The sequence below is a fragment of the Lactococcus petauri genome, from assembly GCF_002154895.1.
GTDB classification, from domain to species: Bacteria; Bacillota; Bacilli; order Lactobacillales; family Streptococcaceae; genus Lactococcus; species Lactococcus petauri.
Genome location: NZ_MUIZ01000006.1, coordinates 138,201 through 155,890 on the forward strand (window position 1 = coordinate 138,201; position 17,690 = coordinate 155,890).

General features: G+C 35.8%; 14 protein-coding genes and 1 other annotated feature. Of the genes, 13 read left to right on the forward strand and 1 reads right to left on the reverse strand.

Features of this window, described 5'->3' with window-relative positions; genetic code table 11:
* Positions 1–55: 55 nt before the first annotated feature.
* From BZZ03_RS09590 to BZZ03_RS09625, 8 genes are all read left to right on the forward strand, one after another.
* On the forward strand, positions 56–1,369 hold the full coding sequence (locus BZZ03_RS09590; protein WP_086583143.1) for an ISLre2 family transposase: 1,314 nt from the start codon (positions 56–58) through the stop codon (positions 1,367–1,369).
* 365 nt (positions 1,370–1,734) lie between these two features.
* Positions 1,735–1,861: a sequence feature (ribosomal protein L20 leader region), on the forward strand.
* A 52-nt stretch (positions 1,862–1,913) separates the two neighbouring features.
* Positions 1,914–2,411 carry a translation initiation factor IF-3 gene (gene infC, locus BZZ03_RS09595; protein WP_003133065.1) on the forward strand — a complete coding sequence of 166 codons (498 nt, stop codon included), beginning with the start codon at positions 1,914–1,916 and terminating at the stop codon, positions 2,409–2,411.
* Positions 2,412–2,440: 29 nt separating this feature from the next.
* A complete protein-coding gene (gene rpmI / locus BZZ03_RS09600) occupies positions 2,441–2,641 on the forward strand; it encodes a 50S ribosomal protein L35 (protein ID WP_003133063.1) in 201 nt (66 codons plus the stop codon).
* A gap of 177 nt (positions 2,642–2,818) precedes the next feature.
* A complete protein-coding gene (gene rplT, locus BZZ03_RS09605) occupies positions 2,819–3,178 on the forward strand; it encodes a 50S ribosomal protein L20 (protein ID WP_003133061.1) in 360 nt (119 codons plus the stop codon).
* Positions 3,179–3,239: 61 nt separating this feature from the next.
* Entirely contained in the window at positions 3,240–3,725 is a 486-nt protein-coding gene (locus BZZ03_RS09610) for a GNAT family N-acetyltransferase (protein WP_086583184.1), read from the forward strand.
* Between the two features lie 128 nt (positions 3,726–3,853).
* Positions 3,854–5,155, forward strand: a complete 1,302-nt coding sequence (gene eno / locus BZZ03_RS09615; protein ID WP_003133057.1) for a surface-displayed alpha-enolase — start codon at positions 3,854–3,856, stop codon at positions 5,153–5,155.
* Between the two features lie 139 nt (positions 5,156–5,294).
* On the forward strand, positions 5,295–6,026 hold the full coding sequence (locus tag BZZ03_RS09620) for a demethylmenaquinone methyltransferase (RefSeq protein ID WP_086583144.1): 732 nt from the start codon (positions 5,295–5,297) through the stop codon (positions 6,024–6,026).
* A 122-nt stretch (positions 6,027–6,148) separates the two neighbouring features.
* Positions 6,149–6,985: a VOC family protein gene (locus BZZ03_RS09625; protein ID WP_086583145.1), complete on the forward strand. Its 837-nt coding sequence runs from the start codon at positions 6,149–6,151 to the stop codon at positions 6,983–6,985.
* A 49-nt stretch (positions 6,986–7,034) separates the two neighbouring features.
* Here BZZ03_RS09625 and BZZ03_RS09630 read toward each other — a convergent pair whose 3' ends face one another.
* Positions 7,035–8,015 (reverse strand): aromatic acid exporter family protein, encoded by a 981-nt coding sequence (locus BZZ03_RS09630; RefSeq protein ID WP_086583146.1) that lies wholly within the window; start codon positions 8,013–8,015, stop codon positions 7,035–7,037.
* Between the two features lie 224 nt (positions 8,016–8,239).
* On the opposite strand from BZZ03_RS09630, the gene BZZ03_RS09635 reads away from it, so the two are divergent.
* The 5 genes from BZZ03_RS09635 to BZZ03_RS09655 all read left to right on the forward strand — a co-directional run bounded on the left by BZZ03_RS09635 (position 8,240) and on the right by BZZ03_RS09655 (position 17,671).
* Positions 8,240–8,770: a hypothetical protein gene (locus BZZ03_RS09635; protein WP_086583147.1), complete on the forward strand. Its 531-nt coding sequence runs from the start codon at positions 8,240–8,242 to the stop codon at positions 8,768–8,770.
* 632 nt (positions 8,771–9,402) lie between these two features.
* Positions 9,403–13,146, forward strand: coding sequence for a hypothetical protein (locus BZZ03_RS09640; RefSeq protein ID WP_086583148.1), 3,744 nt, complete (start codon positions 9,403–9,405; stop codon positions 13,144–13,146).
* Positions 13,147–13,325: 179 nt separating this feature from the next.
* Positions 13,326–14,513, forward strand: a complete 1,188-nt coding sequence (locus tag BZZ03_RS09645; protein ID WP_225210286.1) for a glycosyltransferase family 2 protein — start codon at positions 13,326–13,328, stop codon at positions 14,511–14,513.
* Between the two features lie 208 nt (positions 14,514–14,721).
* Positions 14,722–15,840, forward strand: a complete 1,119-nt coding sequence (wecB, locus tag BZZ03_RS09650; RefSeq protein ID WP_086583150.1) for a non-hydrolyzing UDP-N-acetylglucosamine 2-epimerase — start codon at positions 14,722–14,724, stop codon at positions 15,838–15,840.
* A gap of 148 nt (positions 15,841–15,988) precedes the next feature.
* Positions 15,989–17,671, forward strand: a complete 1,683-nt coding sequence (locus BZZ03_RS09655; protein ID WP_086583151.1) for an LTA synthase family protein — start codon at positions 15,989–15,991, stop codon at positions 17,669–17,671.
* Positions 17,672–17,690: the final 19 nt, after the last annotated feature.

Below are 17,690 nucleotides of genomic sequence, written 5' to 3' on the forward strand. Positions count from 1 at the left end.
TGTCATATTCTAGAGCATTTCTTATAATTATTTTAAAGAGAAACTAGGAGTAGTTATGACTTTTGATGAACGACAGTACTTTAAGGAATTACAGGAAAAAAATATTGAAAGATTTTTGACTAGGATTAAAGCTTTAGATGATAAACTACGTCCTCAAATGGAACTTGAAGGTTGGAAGTATAAAAAAACAGCAGAGAAAACAGTCACATTTACAATTGGTGTGGCAAGGTATAGGAGGCGTGCTTATTTCAAAGATGGTATTTGGCGCTATCCTGTCGATGAAGAACTGGGTATTGTAAAATCAGGGAGGTATTCTCCAGAAATGTTGTATCAAATTGCCAATTATGCAACATCAATGCCAATGAGACAAGTGTCAGATAAGTTTGAAGTATCTTCACAACTCTATATCAGCAAATCTACAATACATTCCACTACGAAAAAAGTAGCAAAGTTGCTTGATGAACGGGAAGATTATAGGTATTGGGAAGAACATGAAGTAATTGAACGAATTAAAGCTCCAGCCGTTTACCTTGAAGGAGATGGGGTAATGGTCAAAGCACAAGACAAGGAAAGAGGAATTGATATGGCACACTTTTTGGTTCATACAGGAAGTAAAAGAATGTCTAAAACACGTTGGAGACTAGAAAATAAATCTGAGGTCATTGCGACGAGTCATGCTGCAGCTAAAGAGAAGCTAGAGGACTTATTATCTAATCATTATGAGATTACTCCAGATACCCTTTTAATCACAAACTCAGATATGGGAAAAGGCTATACACCTTATATCTTCAAAGAAATTGCCAGTATTTTTAATTGCAAGCATGAACATTTTTGGGATATGAAACATCTCAATATGAAAATCAATCAAATTTTCAAAAATTTACCTTATGATCTCCAAGATCGTCTATTTACAGCTATTCAATTGCATAGCAAGAGACAAACAAAAACGATATTAGATACAGCAGAGTCCTTGTTAGACGAAGGTAAAGAGTTAGATGAGCTGGTGAAATTCAGGAGCAGGCTTTTAGCAAACTTTCAATATACTAAACCTGCAGAACTACGAGGATTTTCTCACAGAGGTATCGGGGTGATGGAGACTCAGCATCGTAAGATAACGTATAGGATGAAAAAGCGAGGAATGTATTGGTCAGAGAGCGGTGCGGATACAATGAGTAAAATGATACTTGCAGTTTATGATCAAAGCCTACGAGATTTATTCTTTGGCACTTGGAGGCAAGAATATGCTTATTATCAGTCCATTGATATACCTATAGGTGAATTTTTACAAAAAGGCTATTCTTCTCCGATTAAAGATTTGAATCATCCTGTAGGTGCAAGTCTAAAAATTATAAGAGATCAGGAACTATAGAACTATAGTAGAGAAGTAAAAAAACCACACTTAGTGTGGTATTTTGTGATACAAAAATTTCTCGTTGCTTGTATATTATTTGACAATATGATAAAATTAAGCCAGTTAAAAACGAAATAAAAAGAGGTTGCGACAACAACCTCCATGAGTAAAGCAAATAGGACTTGATTTACTCAACTTAGAATATTCTAACAAAGAAATAAAGAATAGTCAAGGTTGAGCAAGCAATATTTTTGCATTTTACTCAATGTTTTCTATTCTTTTTAGTTTGGTATACGAGTAATTACAGGCTCTAACTAAAACACGGACACATACAAAAACAAAATTATTGTTGACATAAGAAATATTTGTGGTATAATAGAGAAGTTGAAAAGCAGAAGCACCCGCTTCTCGCCTGAGTGGTAATAGCCCTGGGCAACAAAATGGAATTATTCACAAAACGAATGTTTTCATTAGCGGGGCGCATTATGCGTTCCGCTTTTGTTTTTCTAAAAAATTTTTTAGAAGGAGAATAGACATAGCAAAGCAAGACAACAGAAAACCTTTGATGAACGGTCAAATCCGTTCACGCGAAGTACGTCTTATCGGTGCTGAAGGCGAGCAGCTTGGTGTTACACCTACAGCTGTTGCACTTACTCAGGCCGAGGACCTTAACATGGATTTGGTTTTGATTTCAAATCAAGAACCACCAGTTGCCAAAATCATGGATTACACTAAATTCATGTTTGAGCAAAAGAAAAAGCAAAAAGAAGCTAAGAAGAAACAGGCAACTGTTACTTTGAAAGAAGTTCGTTTGAGTCCAGTCATTGATAAAAATGACTTCAATACAAAACTTCGTCAAGCAACTAAGTTCCTTGAAAAAGGAGACAAAGTTAAAGTTTCGATTCGCTTTAAAGGTCGTATGATTACTCACCAAGATGTGGGTCGTCAAGTAATGGATGAATTTGCTGAAGCAGTGAAAGACATCGCTGTAGTAGAGCAAAAAGCCAAAATGGATGGTCGTCAAATGTTCTTACAATTGGCACCAATCAAAAAGAACTAAGTTCTTATTATTAACCAAGGAGAATTAAAATGCCAAAACAAAAAACTCACCGCGCATCAGCTAAACGTTTCAAACGTACTGGTAATGGCGGTCTTAAACGCTTCCGCGCTTACACTTCACACCGTATGCACGGTAAAACTGTAAAACAACGTCGTCAACTCCGTAAAGGCCGTATGGTTTCAGCAGGTGACTTCAAACGTATCCGTCGTATGGTTGCGAACATGCGTTAATAACAGTCCTGTGGACTGTTATGCATGAGAGCAATTGCTCTCCCCAGTAACATTTCACGACTGATTAACTCATAAGCATTACATAAGACTTATAGGATTTCACTCGAAATCAATCAACCATTTAAATTAACTGTCGATGACAGGATAAAAATTTTCTAAGAAACAAGGAGAACACACATGGCACGTGTTAAAAATAGCGTTGCAACTCGCAAACGCCGTAAACGTATTTTAAAACTCGCTAAAGGTTACTACGGTTCTAAACACCGTCTTTTCAAGACAGCTAAAGAACAAGTAATGAACTCATACTACTACGCATTCCGCGATCGTCGTCAAAAGAAACGCGACTTCCGTAAATTGTGGATTGCACGTATCAATGCAGCTGCTCGTATGAACGGACTTTCATACAGCAAAATGATGCACGGTTTGAAATTGGCTGAAATCGAAATCAACCGTAAAATGCTTGCTGATATCGCTATTGCTGACGCAGCTGCTTTCACAGCTCTTGCTGAAGAAGCTAAAAAAGCATTGGCTAAATAATTTTAAAAACTTCCTTTTGGAAGTTTTTTTGTTTATAAAATTGAAAGTAATCTGTTATACTATGGCTATGAAGTTAATCGCTTACAATGATACCTACAAACAAGCAGTTATTGATTTGATACTTTCTATTCAGAAGGAAGAATTTGGAGTTGCTGTTGATTTGGCAGATCAACCCGACTTGCAAGATATTCATGCACATTACAGCCAATTTTGGCTTGCTGTTGATGAAGAGAAGGGAGTTGTTGGGACACTTGGTATCGTCAAATTTAATGAACGACAAGCTGTTCTGAAAAAGATGTTTGTCAATGTTGAATACAGAGGGAAGTCTGTTGCACAGCTTCTTTTGGATAATTTGTTTGAATACTGTCGCATAGAGAATATCAAAGAAATTTATCTTGGAACTGTTGAACAATTCAAAGCGGCACATCGTTTTTATGAAAAAAATGGCTTTCTATCTATCAATGAAAAAATACTGCCTGAACACATGCCAAGAATGGAGGTAGACACGATATTTTATAAAAAAAATATCACAGAAATAAAAAGTTGAAATGTAACCGCATACCTTGTATAAAAAGCCTTTTAGCTTGTTTTTCACTTGAAATAAGGGCGGAAAAATAGTAAAATCATAGTGTATTAAAAAGTGCAGAAAGCACTTAAAACAATAAGGAGATAAAAATGTCAATTATTACTGATGTTTATGCTCGCGAAGTCCTTGACTCACGCGGTAACCCAACAATCGAAGTTGAAGTTTACACTGAAGACGGTGCATTCGGACGCGGTATGGTACCTTCAGGTGCTTCAACTGGTGAACACGAAGCTGTTGAACTCCGTGACGGTGACAAATCTCGTTACCTCGGTCTTGGTACTCAAAAAGCTGTTGACAACGTAAACAACGTAATCGCTGAAGCTATCATCGGCTACGAAGTTACTGAACAACAAGCTATCGACCGTGCAATGATCGCTCTTGACGGTACAGAAAACAAAGGTAAATTGGGCGCTAACGCTATCCTTGGTGTTTCTATCGCTGTTGCTCGTGCAGCTGCTGATGAACTCGGTGTTCCACTTTACAACTACCTTGGCGGATTCAACGCTAAAGTATTGCCAACTCCAATGATGAACATCATCAATGGTGGTTCTCACTCAGATGCTCCAATCGCTTTCCAAGAATTCATGATCGTACCAGTTGGTGCACCTACATTCAAAGAAGCGCTTCGTTGGGGTGCTGAAATCTTCCACGCATTGAAGAAAATCCTTAAAGCTCGTGGTCTTGAAACTTCAGTTGGTGACGAAGGTGGATTTGCTCCACGTTTCGAAGGTACTGAAGATGGTGTAGAAACTATCCTTAAAGCTATCGAAGCTGCTGGCTACGAAGCTGGTGAAAACGGCGTTATGATCGGTTTCGACTGTGCTTCTTCAGAATTCTACGAAGACGGCGTTTACAACTACGCTAAATTCGAAGGTGAAGGTGGTGCTAAACGTACTGCTGCAGAACAAATCGATTACCTTGAAGAATTGGTTAACAAATACCCAATCATCACTATCGAAGATGGTATGGACGAAAACGACTGGGATGGTTGGAAAGCCCTCACAGAACGTTTGGGTAACAAAGTTCAACTCGTTGGTGACGACTTCTTCGTTACAAACACTTCTTACTTGGCACGTGGTATCAAAGAAGAAGCTGCGAACGCTATCTTGATCAAAGTTAACCAAATCGGTACTTTGACTGAAACATTTGAAGCAATCGAAATGGCTAAAGAAGCTGGTTACACAGCTATCGTTTCTCACCGTTCAGGTGAAACTGAAGATTCAACAATCTCAGATATCGCCGTTGCTACAAATGCTGGCCAAATCAAAACTGGTTCACTTTCACGTACAGACCGTATGGCTAAATACAACCAATTGCTTCGTATCGAAGACCAATTGGGTGAAGTTGCCGTTTACAAAGGTCTTAACGCATTCTACAACCTTAAAAAATAAGGTTTAGAGAGCAACTAATGCTTTAAGAAATATTCTTTCTATGCTTAATTTTTAAACATAGGAGGAATGTTTTTTTTTGTTTGCAAATTGAGAGACAAGAGGCAATGGTCTAAAGGTTAGCTTATGCTATAATGAGTACATGAATAAGGTTAACGAAGAACGTGTACACGAAATATTTAATAATATATCCACTGATTATGACAAAATGAATGCAATCATAAGTTTCAAACAGCATGACTTATGGCGGGATAAAACCATGAAAAAAATGGGGAATTTGTCCGGCATGACTATTTTGGATTTGTGTTGTGGTACTGGGGATTGGACATTCGACCTTTCAAAAGCTGTGGGTCAGAAGGGTAAGGTCGTGGGCTTAGACTTTTCTGAAAATATGCTGAAAGTTGCCCAAGCTAAACTTGATAAAAAAGACAACAACAACATTGAATTTATTCAAGGAAATGCTATGGCTATTCCTTTTGAAAAGGAAATGTTTGATGTAGTTACGATTGGTTACGGCTTGAGAAATACTCCTGACTATCTCACAGTACTACGAGAAATTTTCCGTGTCTTAAAACCCGGAGGAAAAGTAGTGTGTATTGAAACTTCTCATCCGACTTTGCCTATTTACAAGCAAGCATTTGAATTTTACTTTAAAAAAGTGATGCCTTTTCTGGGTAAGGTCTTTGCCAAGTCTTTGAGAGAATACCAATGGCTTCAAAAATCTGCGGAGAATTTTCCTGATGCAAAAGCTTTGGCTTTGTTATTTAGTAAGGCTGGATTTTCTACTGTAAGCTATCAAAAATATGGTGGTGGAGCCATTGCTACGCACTTTGGGACCAAAGACTTTCCTGTAGCAAAAGAAGACTCAAAATAAATTTAGAGCGACAAAAGACTTTGTTTACATTTGTAAACAAAGTCTTTTGCTTTCTGAATTTTAAGTGATATACTAACAACATATAAAGAACGAAGTAAAATTCAAAAGAAATGAGAATAATTATGTACACCCAACCCTTTAATATTAAAACTATTACTTTGAAAGCTTCCAATCGACAAGTTATGCGTTATTTTTATGAGGAATTATTAGGCTTTTATCTTGCAGAAGAAACAGAAGATACACTTTCTTACTCATTCAGAGAAAAAGAAGTTCCTTTTTTGAAACTTGAGTTTGGGGGAATTTCTAGTACAGAAAAAACAACCGGACTTTTTCATTATGCTATTCTTTTTCCCGATCGTGCCTCAAAAGCTGGACTTATTGAACGACTCATTAAGGCAAAATACCCGCTAGGAGCGGGGGATCATCTCGTAAGTGAGTCTTTCTATCTTAGTGATCCTGAAGGAAATGGAATAGAGCTCTATCATGACCGCGATCCGAAAAATTGGAAGTGGGATGATGAGGGGCAGGTGGAAATGGGGACCTTTGCTGTTGATGTTGAGGCTGTTTTAGCAACAAAAAAAGAAGGAACATTTGGTTATCCGGCAAAAATGAGTATTGGACATCTCCATTTCACAGGAAATTCTCTCGCACAGGCTGATACACTCTTTATTAATATACTTCAGACGGATTTAGTTGCGCGAGTGGGTAATACAGCTCATTTTTACTCGCAAAATCATTACCATCATCACTTTGCGACAAATCTCTGGGAAGGAACAAGCTTGGAAAAACGAAACCTACAAAAAAATGGTATTTTAGCTTGGGAGATTGAAGTTGGAAAAGAATATTATGAAGCACTTTTGGAAAGACTGGAGGCAGCAGAAAGGACTTATGAAACAAGAAGTAAGAGCATTATCTTAGAGGATCATGTCGGAGCGCAACTTGTGATAACGCAGATATAAAAAACCTTGCTAGCTCATATGAGTAACAAGGTTTTTTTATATTCTCAGTTTAGGAAGCATTGTTGGTCTGATTCAATGCAAAAGTATTTTTTTCTTGAATCAGTAGTTCAAGCAACTGGAGCACTTGGAAAAGACCTGCGCGATTTTCAAACTCTTCACGTGTTTGAGGCAAGTCCATCTGACGATAATGAGAATAAGCATTTTCTATTTTCTTTAAGAGCTCACTGCCGTCATTATGTGCAGCATAGGTGAGTGACAAAGTTTCAAAAATGTTAGAAATTTCGGCGATATGTGTGCTGTCCACATCTATTTCTTCTAGTTTCATAATAATATCTTTGAGCAGTGTAATTTGGATATGGCGCATGTCGAAATAACGTTGATAAAATGTATTATTTCTTAAAAGATTATTCTCTGATTTTTCAGTAGCAATCTTACTGCTGGCATCGATAAGTTCCAACAGGTTGTCACACTGAGCAACAAGATCTTGGAGATCTTGCTTTTGATTTAAACAGATCACGAGATGTGCTGAAATATTTTTGAATTCCTTTTCTAAAATATTGAGATTGTTTTCTAATAATCTTTCATTACTTGGCATATATATGTTTGCCAAAAGTGCTAAACCTACCCCAATAAACATTAATGAAAACTCGTTTCCTACGAGAGGAAAAGTTATTTCTTGAGCTAGAAGGTAGTGGGAAAAAAGAACGGAGTTTACGACAATACCTTCACTAGTATTTGTGGCGACAGAGATGGGAATAAATAAAAGTAAGAAAATACCAAAAGATAAAGGTGTAAAATTAAATAAATTTAAAACGATGAAGGCGAGTAAAGTAGCGATGATAAGTCCTAAAACACGCATAAAGCCTAAACGTAAGGTACTTTTCTGCGTGTTCGTAATGGAGAGAATGGCAATGATTCCTGCACTGGTCGCAGATTCTAAGTGGAAAAATTGTGCAATAATAATGGCTAATGTTGCACAAATTGCTGTTTTGATTGTTCTTTGCCCTATTTTGATATGGCTGTAGTTCACATTTTGTCTCCTTGTGATAGTATATAAGTAGTGAAAGACATTTCTCAAAGACATAATGTGTTTTGAGAGCTTTCTTAACTAGAGTAATTATACCAAAAAATAGGATAGAAACAGAGGCAACACTTTCAAAATTTTAGCTAAGAAGAGTTTCTTTTGTGTTTCAGAGCAAATGAGACGAGTGGAATGAAAAAACTGTGTATAATAGAATAAAGGAGAAAAAACAGATGAAAAAGTATATTATTGTAGGGATGTTTTCGTTCTTACTTGGAGCAATAGTAGCCTTAGGGATATCTAATATTACTCAATCACCTGCTACACCGATGGCAAAGGAAAGTTCTAGTTCCTCGACGTCCAAAACGGAGAGGAGCTCTTCAAGTAGTTCCTCTGAAGTTAAAACAACTCCATCTTCCACTTCAACAAGTAGTAGTGAACAGTCTATCTCTTCTCTCTATCATCTTGTCCCACCTCAAAGCGCCTATAAGAATTTAATTGTAGCTAAGACAGCGGAAGCAGAAGCTTATATCCAAACCAATGGTTACAATCTTATCAGTAAAACGAATAAGGACTTGAATGAAAAGACACTCATCAGCGAAGCATCTACAGAACTGCCGAATCCGGTTGATACCTCCGGGAAAGAAAGTTATCTTTATTTTTGGGCAAATGATGCGCAAGCAAACGAGCTAGGCGCTGTTCGAATGGATAATAAAGTTGTTTTCTTTAAAGCTACAGATGAATACTTAAGTCGTTTGAATTAAAAAAGACAGGATGTAAATCCTGTCTTTTTTTGTAGGAAGCAAAAAAATGTTAAGTAAATCAATGTTTAATTATTATTATTTGTAGTAGGTCACTTGATATAAATACTTGTTTAAAATATTATATCTGAGATTATTTTATTAAAGAATTCATCTATTTTTTCATATCAAACTTCTTTGAAATAAAAAAATTTTACCAATAACTCTAAAAAAATTGGTCTTTGGTACTCAATTTTATGGGTGAAAAAAGATAAAAAACGGAGGTTGCCATGAATTGATACGTGGTAATTTTTTTTCTTTTTTTTAAGAAATATTAGAAAAAAATCTTAATATTTAAGTAACAATGTTTAGAAAATCCCAGTATAACAGGGATGATAGGTGTGTCAGTATAATTCGGATTTAATTGATACTCATAAAATGTAACGGCTGTGTTGATCCTTAAAAATCACTTCTTTAGTTTATATTAAATAGAATTAGGAGTCAATGTTTAAAAATTATCCATATTCGTTATTTATCAAAAAAACAGGTTTAATCTAGCTTCTCAACACTTAATTGTCAGAAAAATCCGAATTATATTGAAAAACACATAAAACCGCTTCTTAAATAATCACAAGAAATAAAAAGGAGATTCAAGATTGAAAAAAAATGGTAAATATTACGTTGCAGGAGTTTTGCTTATCCCAGGTATATTAGGAGTTGTGGCATATAGCTCAACTTATGGTACAGAAGATAAAAAGGCAGGTGTGAAACAAGAACAAATTATTAGCACACCAGTTACTCAAGTATCTGGAGCAAATATTACAGCTTTAAATGCAGATTCAACAACAAATAATTACTCTGGTATTTCACCAGCAATCGGTCTTACAACTTTCAAAGATACGTACAAAGAATTAGAAGCAGATGCGGATACTTTACATATTCATACAAAATCTCATGGTAATGGTACAGCAGCATTACAAGCTTATCGTCAAGAGATTTCTATTGATTCAGACATTGCAGATGAGTTCTTTAATACAAAAGATTTTCAAAAATATATCAGTGGTACGGTGAAAAGATCCAAAGACAGTGCCTTTGGTGGAACAAAAACCTTTGATATACAAAAAGATCTATGGGATAAAAGCTCATTGTTTAGTTCCGAAACAATGAATTATGATAGTAAACATAAGGTTATTTATTATAAAACAGCACAATATACAGTCCAAATTGCCTCTGGTATTGACATCGAAGTAGATATGAATATTGATTTGGGACAATGGGCTAAAGATACAGGACGTCTGGTAGAACGTAAACCTAACTATAGCATCACAGCTAAAACAGATGCTAACTCGATGGCTATTGGTTTCACAAATAAAATTGTTGGTAGTGTCTCAAGTGATGACATTTTAGATTCATGGATTGAGAATCCGGTAGAAGATACGACACTTTATTATCTAACTGAAAAGAATTCATACTTCTATGGAAATGGTCTTCAAGATGAAATTAATGAACATCCTACAGATTATGACATTGAATTGATGGTTAATGGCACACCGTTTAAATACATCCAGATGGCATCAGAAGACGGTGGAACTAATTCTCGTGGTGAAACTATTAAAAAAGGAGATTGGGATTTTGACTTTGGAAGTTATTTAAATCCTGGTGATGTGGTTACTGCACGTGTACGTGGTAAAGAAAAATATGAAAATATTAATGGTGTACGACCTACAAAATATTCAGCTACCACACATGCAAGTGATGCAACAAACATTGTTTCTTGGGAAGATTGGAAAGTAGCGGAGCCATCTGTTCCAATACTTTATGAAGATGACTTGATCATTCCTTTCCATGCACCAGTACAAAATCAACAACTTAACCGCTCTTATAAACTGATTGTTACAGTAAACGATCAAGAAGTTTATAATAAAGCTGTTAAGGATGAAACAGACACAAATGTTCCATATCTTAGTGGTTTAGTAGAAGGCGATGTGGTGAAAGCAAAAATTGTTGGATCTCAACCAGGTGAGCCAGATAAAGAAAGTTCTGAAATTACCACAGTCGTAACGAGTCAAGATAATGAAGGTTACGATGATTGGGAGGTACAAAAAGCAGTAATTAATGGCCCACTGTATGAGGGTGCAACTGTTATTAGTGGTTATGTTCCGATTCAAAACCGTGCAGCTGGACGCACTTATGATCTTAAAGTTTACATTGGTGATGAGCTTGTCATTGATGACAAAGATATTGATGTTGCTTTAAAATCATATAACTACAGCTACTCTCTTACAGATTTAAAAGATCTTAAAGAGGGAACATTGAATTATGGTGATAAGATTAAAGCAGTTGTTACAGGACATCAACCTAATGGTGAAAATAATGTCGTCTATGATGATAAGACCGTTGAATCTGAATTAACTGTAAGTGATAATACAGGTTATGCTTCTTGGGAAGTAAATAAACCTCAGCTTAATAAAATGGTAGATACAGATACTGTAATTACAGGTAATATTGGTGAGCAAAATATTGAAGCAGGACGGACATATAAGGCCGCACTTTCAATTGACGGTGGAGAACCAATTTATGTTAAACCAAAAGCGGATGGTTCTTTTGAACTTAAAGAAGTGGCCTTAAAAGAAGGTTCACAAGTTTCTGCCACAGTGATTGGGTCGCAAGATAATCGTGAAGATAAAGAAAGTGGAGCGACAGTTGAAACTGTTACAGATGCCACAAACTATGAGGGTTGGGAAGTGAACAAACCAACTGTAAATCAACTGAAAGATACTGACACAGAAATCACAGGTAATATTGGTGAACAAAACAAAGAATTTGGTCGCACTTATGACGTCGAAGTCTTTGTAAATAACATTTCTAAAGGTAAAGCAGAAGTTGCATCCGATGGAAGTTTTAAAGCTGATAAAATTGTCCTCAATGAAGATGATAAAGTTACAGCTACAGTAACTGGTCACCAAGATGGTAAAGCAGATAAAACAGCGACATCAGCTGAAGTAATCGTTAGTGATGCTTCAAACTATGCAGGTTGGAAAGTGAACAAACCAACTGTTAACGCACTGGAAGATGGTAAAGTAGCTGTTACTGGTACTATCGGTGAACAAAATAAAGAATTTGGCCGCACCTATGATGTAGAAGTCTTTGTAAATGGTGAGACACAAGGAGCTGCAACAGTTGCTGCTGATGGCACTTTTGCAACAAAAGAAATTTCACTAAAAGAAGGTGATAAAGTTACAGCTACAGTAACTGGTCACCAAAGCGGTAAGGCAGATAAAACTGCAACATCAGATGAAGTAATTGTCAGCGATTCGTCTCACTATGATGAATGGACTGTAGCTCCGGCTTCCCTAGATGAAATCTTCGCTCATGCTGATGGCATTACAGGAGAACTTCCAAAGGAAGACAGTTCTTATGGCCGAAATTATGAAATCATCGCTAAGGTTGATGGAGAAGAAGTAGCACGCAATAAAGTAGAGGCTAACCAAGCTGGCTATACTATTGCCTTACCTGAAACAGTAGATCTTAAAGAAGGACAAACTGTTTCTGTGCAAGTTGTAGGGCATCAAGAAGGTAAAGAAGATAAACTCAGTTCAGAAACTTCTGTGAAAGTTCAAGAACAAGTCTTTACAACTGCTTCTAACTTCAAAAACGGTTATTGGCAAAATTATGGCTTAGTCTATGAAGGTCAAATTGACAATCAAGGTTGGGATATGTCAGATGGATCACGTGTAACAAAAACAGCACAACTCGTAAATCACACCACTGGTGAAGTTGTAACAGAGGGAATCCAAGCTGCAAATACAAACTGGTATGATTCATCACGCTATAACGGTTACCAAATTATTATTAGCAATGATGTTTTGAGTAAACTTGATGCGGGTGAGTATACACTTCAATTAACGGTTGCCATTGACGGAGAAACTAAAGAAACAATTGATTTAGCTTTGGATCAGGTAGTTTCTTTCATGGGTCCTATGCATGACAACTATGCAGATCTTGAGGAAGTTGTTATTGAACGTAATACTGTAACACCAAAAGTTATTGATAACAAACCAGGTTTCACTATCACTAAAGATACAGAAGCTTCAGTTCAAGTCTTTAATAAATACTGGAACACTTCTGATCAATTGGTCTTTGAAGGTTATGTGAATACATCAGCTCAACTCACAGATGTGACTAAGAAATTAATCATCAAAGATGCATCAGGAGAAACAGTCGACACACGTAACATTCAAAACTTCGCAAGCTCATGGGGAATTCCTGTAGATGTAGATGAATCACAATCTTTCCAAGCGATTGTGCCAAATGCATACTCAGATCAAGCCAAATATACCTATGAATTAGTTTATACTGATGCTGACGGAAAAACACTATTGACAGAAGTTCTTAAATAAAAACTTTGTTAATCACAAGTGTATCATTTTCAGAAATGATACACTTTTTTATGGAAGTAAGGAGAAAAATGTTTACCCTACCTAATTATTTATTTCTACCCTTGAAATGGATAAGTATAATCTTAGTAATTATCGTATTTGCTAATCTTGTCTATTTCACATCTCTTTCAATTTTTGGATTGAAAAAACCTAAAAGAGATTATAGGATTGTTGCTGACAAAAAGAAGTTTGTTTTTGTCGTGCCAGCTCATAATGAAGAAGCAGTTATTGCTAAAACAGTTGAAAGTTTGATTGCTCAAAACTATGACAATGCTCTTTATGATATTGTAGTCATTGCGGATAACTGTACAGACAAAACTGTAGATATTTTAAATCTTTTTGATCAGGTTACACTATTTGAAAATATTTCGAAACCTGATGAACCGCGTGGGAAACCACATGCCATTGCAAGATACGTTGCATCGAATCATTGGAAAAATTATGATTATATTGCTTTTATTGATGCAGATAATATTGTCGATTCTAACTATTTAAAAGAAATGAATTCGCAGTTGATTGCTCATCCAGAATTTACTGCAGTTCAGGGATATTTAGGAATGAAAAATGTCGCCTCATCAATAACTGCTTCTGGCTATGCGGCTGTATATTTTATCACTAACCGTGCAGTACAATATGCAAACTATCGTTTAGGTTGGAATGCTGCGATTGGCGGAACTGGCTTTGTTCTTGATACGGAATATTTAGCCGAGAGAGGGTGGAATCCACGGAGCTATACTGAAGATTTTGAACTCCAAGTGGAACTTTCGATGGCTGGGAAGAAAAGTGGCTGGAATCATTTTGCGATAGTACATGATGAAAAGCCTAACTCATTCATTGCGAGTCATAATCAGCGCACACGCTGGGCTCAGGGACATTGGTTTGTAGCTTTTTCTACAACTCTTAAGCAAATTAAAACTATGTTCAAATCTCGTTCTTTTGGTGAGTTTCTTAGCAAATTAGAGACTTTGTTCTATTCTTATTCGATGGTTCGTCCAATAGCATTTTTGATGATTTTGATTTTTTCAGCTTTAGATAGTAGGCTGTTTGCTTATTTCCCTGATCTTTTCTCACTGCTCCGATTCTGGGTGGTTATTGAAATCTTGAACTTCCTAATTTTGCCGACGATTTACTTTGTTCAAGAGGCAGAGCCATATTTTGAAAAGAAAGATGGGATTGTAGCACGTATTCTATTCTACTTTCGCTTGATCGTTGCATTCATATGGAATTCATTAACTTATATGCTTGCGCAAATTGTGGGATTCTTTACATGGTTTAAGCCGCAAAACAACTGGAAAAAAACAGCACATAGTGCATCATTTGAGAAATAAAAAAGGATAAAAAATGAGAAAACAAAATAAACAAAAACTAAAATTAAATGTAGCTTTCACTGGTTTTTTAGTCGCAATGCTCGTCTTCTTTTTCTTGAGTATTTAATTAAAAAAAATTATTAATATTTATTGAATCAGCCTAAGTTACTCTACAATCAATAGAGTGGTTAGGCTGTTTCTTATTCATTATAGATAAGGATTTACAGTTATGAAGAAAATAAAAGTTATGATTGCTTTTGGGACAAGACCAGAAGCGATAAAGATGTTACCTATTGTCAAAAAAATGAAGTATAATTCAGCTTTCACACCGGTTACAGTTGTTACAGCTCAACACAGAGAAATGCTGGATCAAGTGCTAGGATATTTCGAAGTTCGACCTGATTATGATTTGAATATCATGCGTAAAGAGCAGACGTTGTCCCAAATAACGTCACGGATATTAGAAGAAATGGAGGAGGTATTAACAAAAGAAAAACCCGATATTGTTTTAGTTCATGGAGATACCACAACGACAGCTGCTGTTAGTTTAGCTGCCTTCTATCATCAAATCCCAATCGGGCATGTCGAAGCAGGATTAAGAACTTGGGATAAATACAGTCCTTTTCCAGAAGAAATGAATCGACAGATAACAGATGTACTTTCTGATTTATACTTTGTTCCTACTGAAAAAAGTAAAGCAAATCTCCTTTTGGAAAACCATGAGGAATCAAAAATATTTATTACAGGTAATACAGTTATCGATGCATTGCAATACACTCTAAAAACAAACTATTATCATCCACTTCTTGAGAAAATCGGGAAAACGGACAAAAAAATAATTTTGTTAACAATGCATCGTCGGGAAAATCAAGGACAACCCATGTTGGATGTCTTTGACGCTGTCAAAAATATTGCAAAGGATTACCAAGATGAAGTGGAGGTGGTCTTTCCAGTCCATCTTAACCCCATCGTACGTCATGCAGCGAAAGAAGCGTTTGATGATGTGGAAAATGTACATTTAATTGAACCATTAGAAGTTTATGATTTTCATAATATAGCCGCTCGTAGTTTTCTCATTCTAACAGATTCAGGAGGAATTCAGGAGGAAGCCCCTTCACTAGGTGTGCCAGTTCTGGTTTTACGAAATGAAACAGAGCGTCCAGAAGGAGTAAAAGCAGGAACTCTGAAGCTGGTCGGAACAGAAACAGAACAGGTTGAGAAACAAATAAAAATTCTTTTAGAAAGTACAAGTGAATATATGAAGATGTCTAAAGCACAAAATCCATATGGCGATGGACTTTCATCAGAAAGGATTATGGAAATTTTAGAGAAAGAATTTATCAAGTAGTTTATACTAAAAATTACTTGATACAAATGAGGAATAACCTTTGTTTATACTTTTAAGTATACTTATAATAGTACTGGAGACAATTTATTTACTTTCCTTTTATAAATTATTTCATTCAAGCAGGATACGCATAATAAATGAAGGTACTATGATTTTATTTTTTTCCATTTGTTACATGCACTCTGGTTTGGCAGATAGCATAACAATGGAAAGCATAGTTTTTATGCTGATTACAGCTTTACTTTTAACGAGTTTATCTATTGTGTTAGTAGGAATATTCGAATACCAGTTCGGCTTACTGCTATTCTCCCTTATAAATGCGTTAATTTATATTGGCTCTTCAATTAAAATGAATACGACTGGTGTACCTGTCATGTGGGCCGACTTTAACAGTGGACTTTTTTGGGATGTTGTATGGAACATGTACTTGAAACAAAACTATCCCTATATTATTTTATCCTTTGTTATTGTGGTGTTACTGTTTTACTTTATGCACCCGAAGAAAATATCTATATTGACCTTTCAAACACGGATGAGACAGATACTTATAGGTGGGATAGGATTAGTAACTATTTTAGTATTGGTGGGAAAAGTTTTTGTGACCACAGTTCATTCCAGAAGCTTTGAGGAACAGGGAAGTTTAGTGTATTTTATTAGTAGTAGAGAAGTAGATGCAATGTCTTCTAGTGGAATTTTGAATCAGTATTCTCAAGAGAAGATGGAGAAAATTGTAAAAAAATATGAAGAAGAGTTTTCTACAAAGAAAAATTTTGGTAAAGACGATGAGACCGTTATTACTGTATTGAGTGAATCTTTAGCAGATCCTAAAAGCTTTTCTGGTATATCATGGAAAGAAGATCCCATGCCTAATTTTCGAAAACTACAAAATGCATCAGGTGGTTATTTACAATCTACTATGTTTGGTGGTGGAACAACAAATGTTGAGTTCAGTGTCTTAACTGGTTTTAGTTATTCATTTTTTAATCAACAAATAAATGCCTTTGATTATATGAATCAAAATCCAGATAGAAACCAGAGTATTGCTCAATATAAAGGTGATAATATCGCCATACATACGCATATGAAAACAGGTTATCACCGTGCTGACGTTCTACCCAACCTAGGATTTTCTAAGTTTACTGGCAGAGAAGACCTCTTGAAAATGGAGGAAACGAGTTCAGCTGTCTATTATGCTGAAGGGTATTTAAGCGACTATACTTTATTTGATCAGATACTAAATGAAGTGAGTTCTTCTACTGAAAAGAACCTTCTTGTTCACGGATTGAGTATGCAAAACCATTACCCTTATACAGAAGATTTAAAAGGAAAACTAGAAAATAAGGATGTCTTAATTTCTGGTAATAATTTGAATGCCGAACAAAAACAGTTAGCGTTATATGCGAGAGGAGTGAAGAAAACAGATGAAGCGCTCGGAACATTTATTCAGTCTTTGGAAGCTTTGGATAGGAATGTGACTGTTATCATGTATGGCGACCACTACCCTGCTCTTGATAATTCAGTTTATATGAAGTATCCTGTCAAAAGTGATGAAAATAAACTCATTAATGACCATTCAACACCTTATTTTGTATGGAAAAACCATAATCGTAAGAGTGAAAATGTTAGCAAATCTGTTACACCAGAAGGGTTAGCTGTATTAGCAATGAAAGAAGGAAATACGAAAGTTCCTGTATTCTATCAGTTTGTGGATAAACTTGAAAAAGTGGACAAGGAAACAAGTATTCATCAAGAAATGTTAGAAGATTATGAGCTGATTCAATATGATATGCTTGAGGGGGAACAGTATAGCAAGGTTTTATTTGAAAAATAGTTTCTCAGCAAAATTTCTA

What these genes read in the sequence shown, in the direction of transcription:
- BZZ03_RS09590 (WP_086583143.1), top strand. Translation starts at nt 56, where the DNA reads ATGACTTTTGATGAACGACAGTACTTTAAGGAATTACAGGAAAAAAAT.
- BZZ03_RS09620 (WP_086583144.1), top strand. Translation starts at nt 5,295, where the DNA reads ATGAATAAGGTTAACGAAGAACGTGTACACGAAATATTTAATAATATA.
- wecB (WP_086583150.1), top strand. Translation starts at nt 14,722, where the DNA reads ATGAAGAAAATAAAAGTTATGATTGCTTTTGGGACAAGACCAGAAGCG.
- eno (WP_003133057.1), top strand. Translation starts at nt 3,854, where the DNA reads ATGTCAATTATTACTGATGTTTATGCTCGCGAAGTCCTTGACTCACGC.
- rplT (WP_003133061.1), top strand. Translation starts at nt 2,819, where the DNA reads ATGGCACGTGTTAAAAATAGCGTTGCAACTCGCAAACGCCGTAAACGT.
- BZZ03_RS09625 (WP_086583145.1), top strand. Translation starts at nt 6,149, where the DNA reads ATGTACACCCAACCCTTTAATATTAAAACTATTACTTTGAAAGCTTCC.
- BZZ03_RS09655 (WP_086583151.1), top strand. Translation starts at nt 15,989, where the DNA reads ATGATTTTATTTTTTTCCATTTGTTACATGCACTCTGGTTTGGCAGAT.
- BZZ03_RS09635 (WP_086583147.1), top strand. Translation starts at nt 8,240, where the DNA reads ATGAAAAAGTATATTATTGTAGGGATGTTTTCGTTCTTACTTGGAGCA.
- BZZ03_RS09610 (WP_086583184.1), top strand. Translation starts at nt 3,240, where the DNA reads ATGGCTATGAAGTTAATCGCTTACAATGATACCTACAAACAAGCAGTT.
- rpmI (WP_003133063.1), top strand. Translation starts at nt 2,441, where the DNA reads ATGCCAAAACAAAAAACTCACCGCGCATCAGCTAAACGTTTCAAACGT.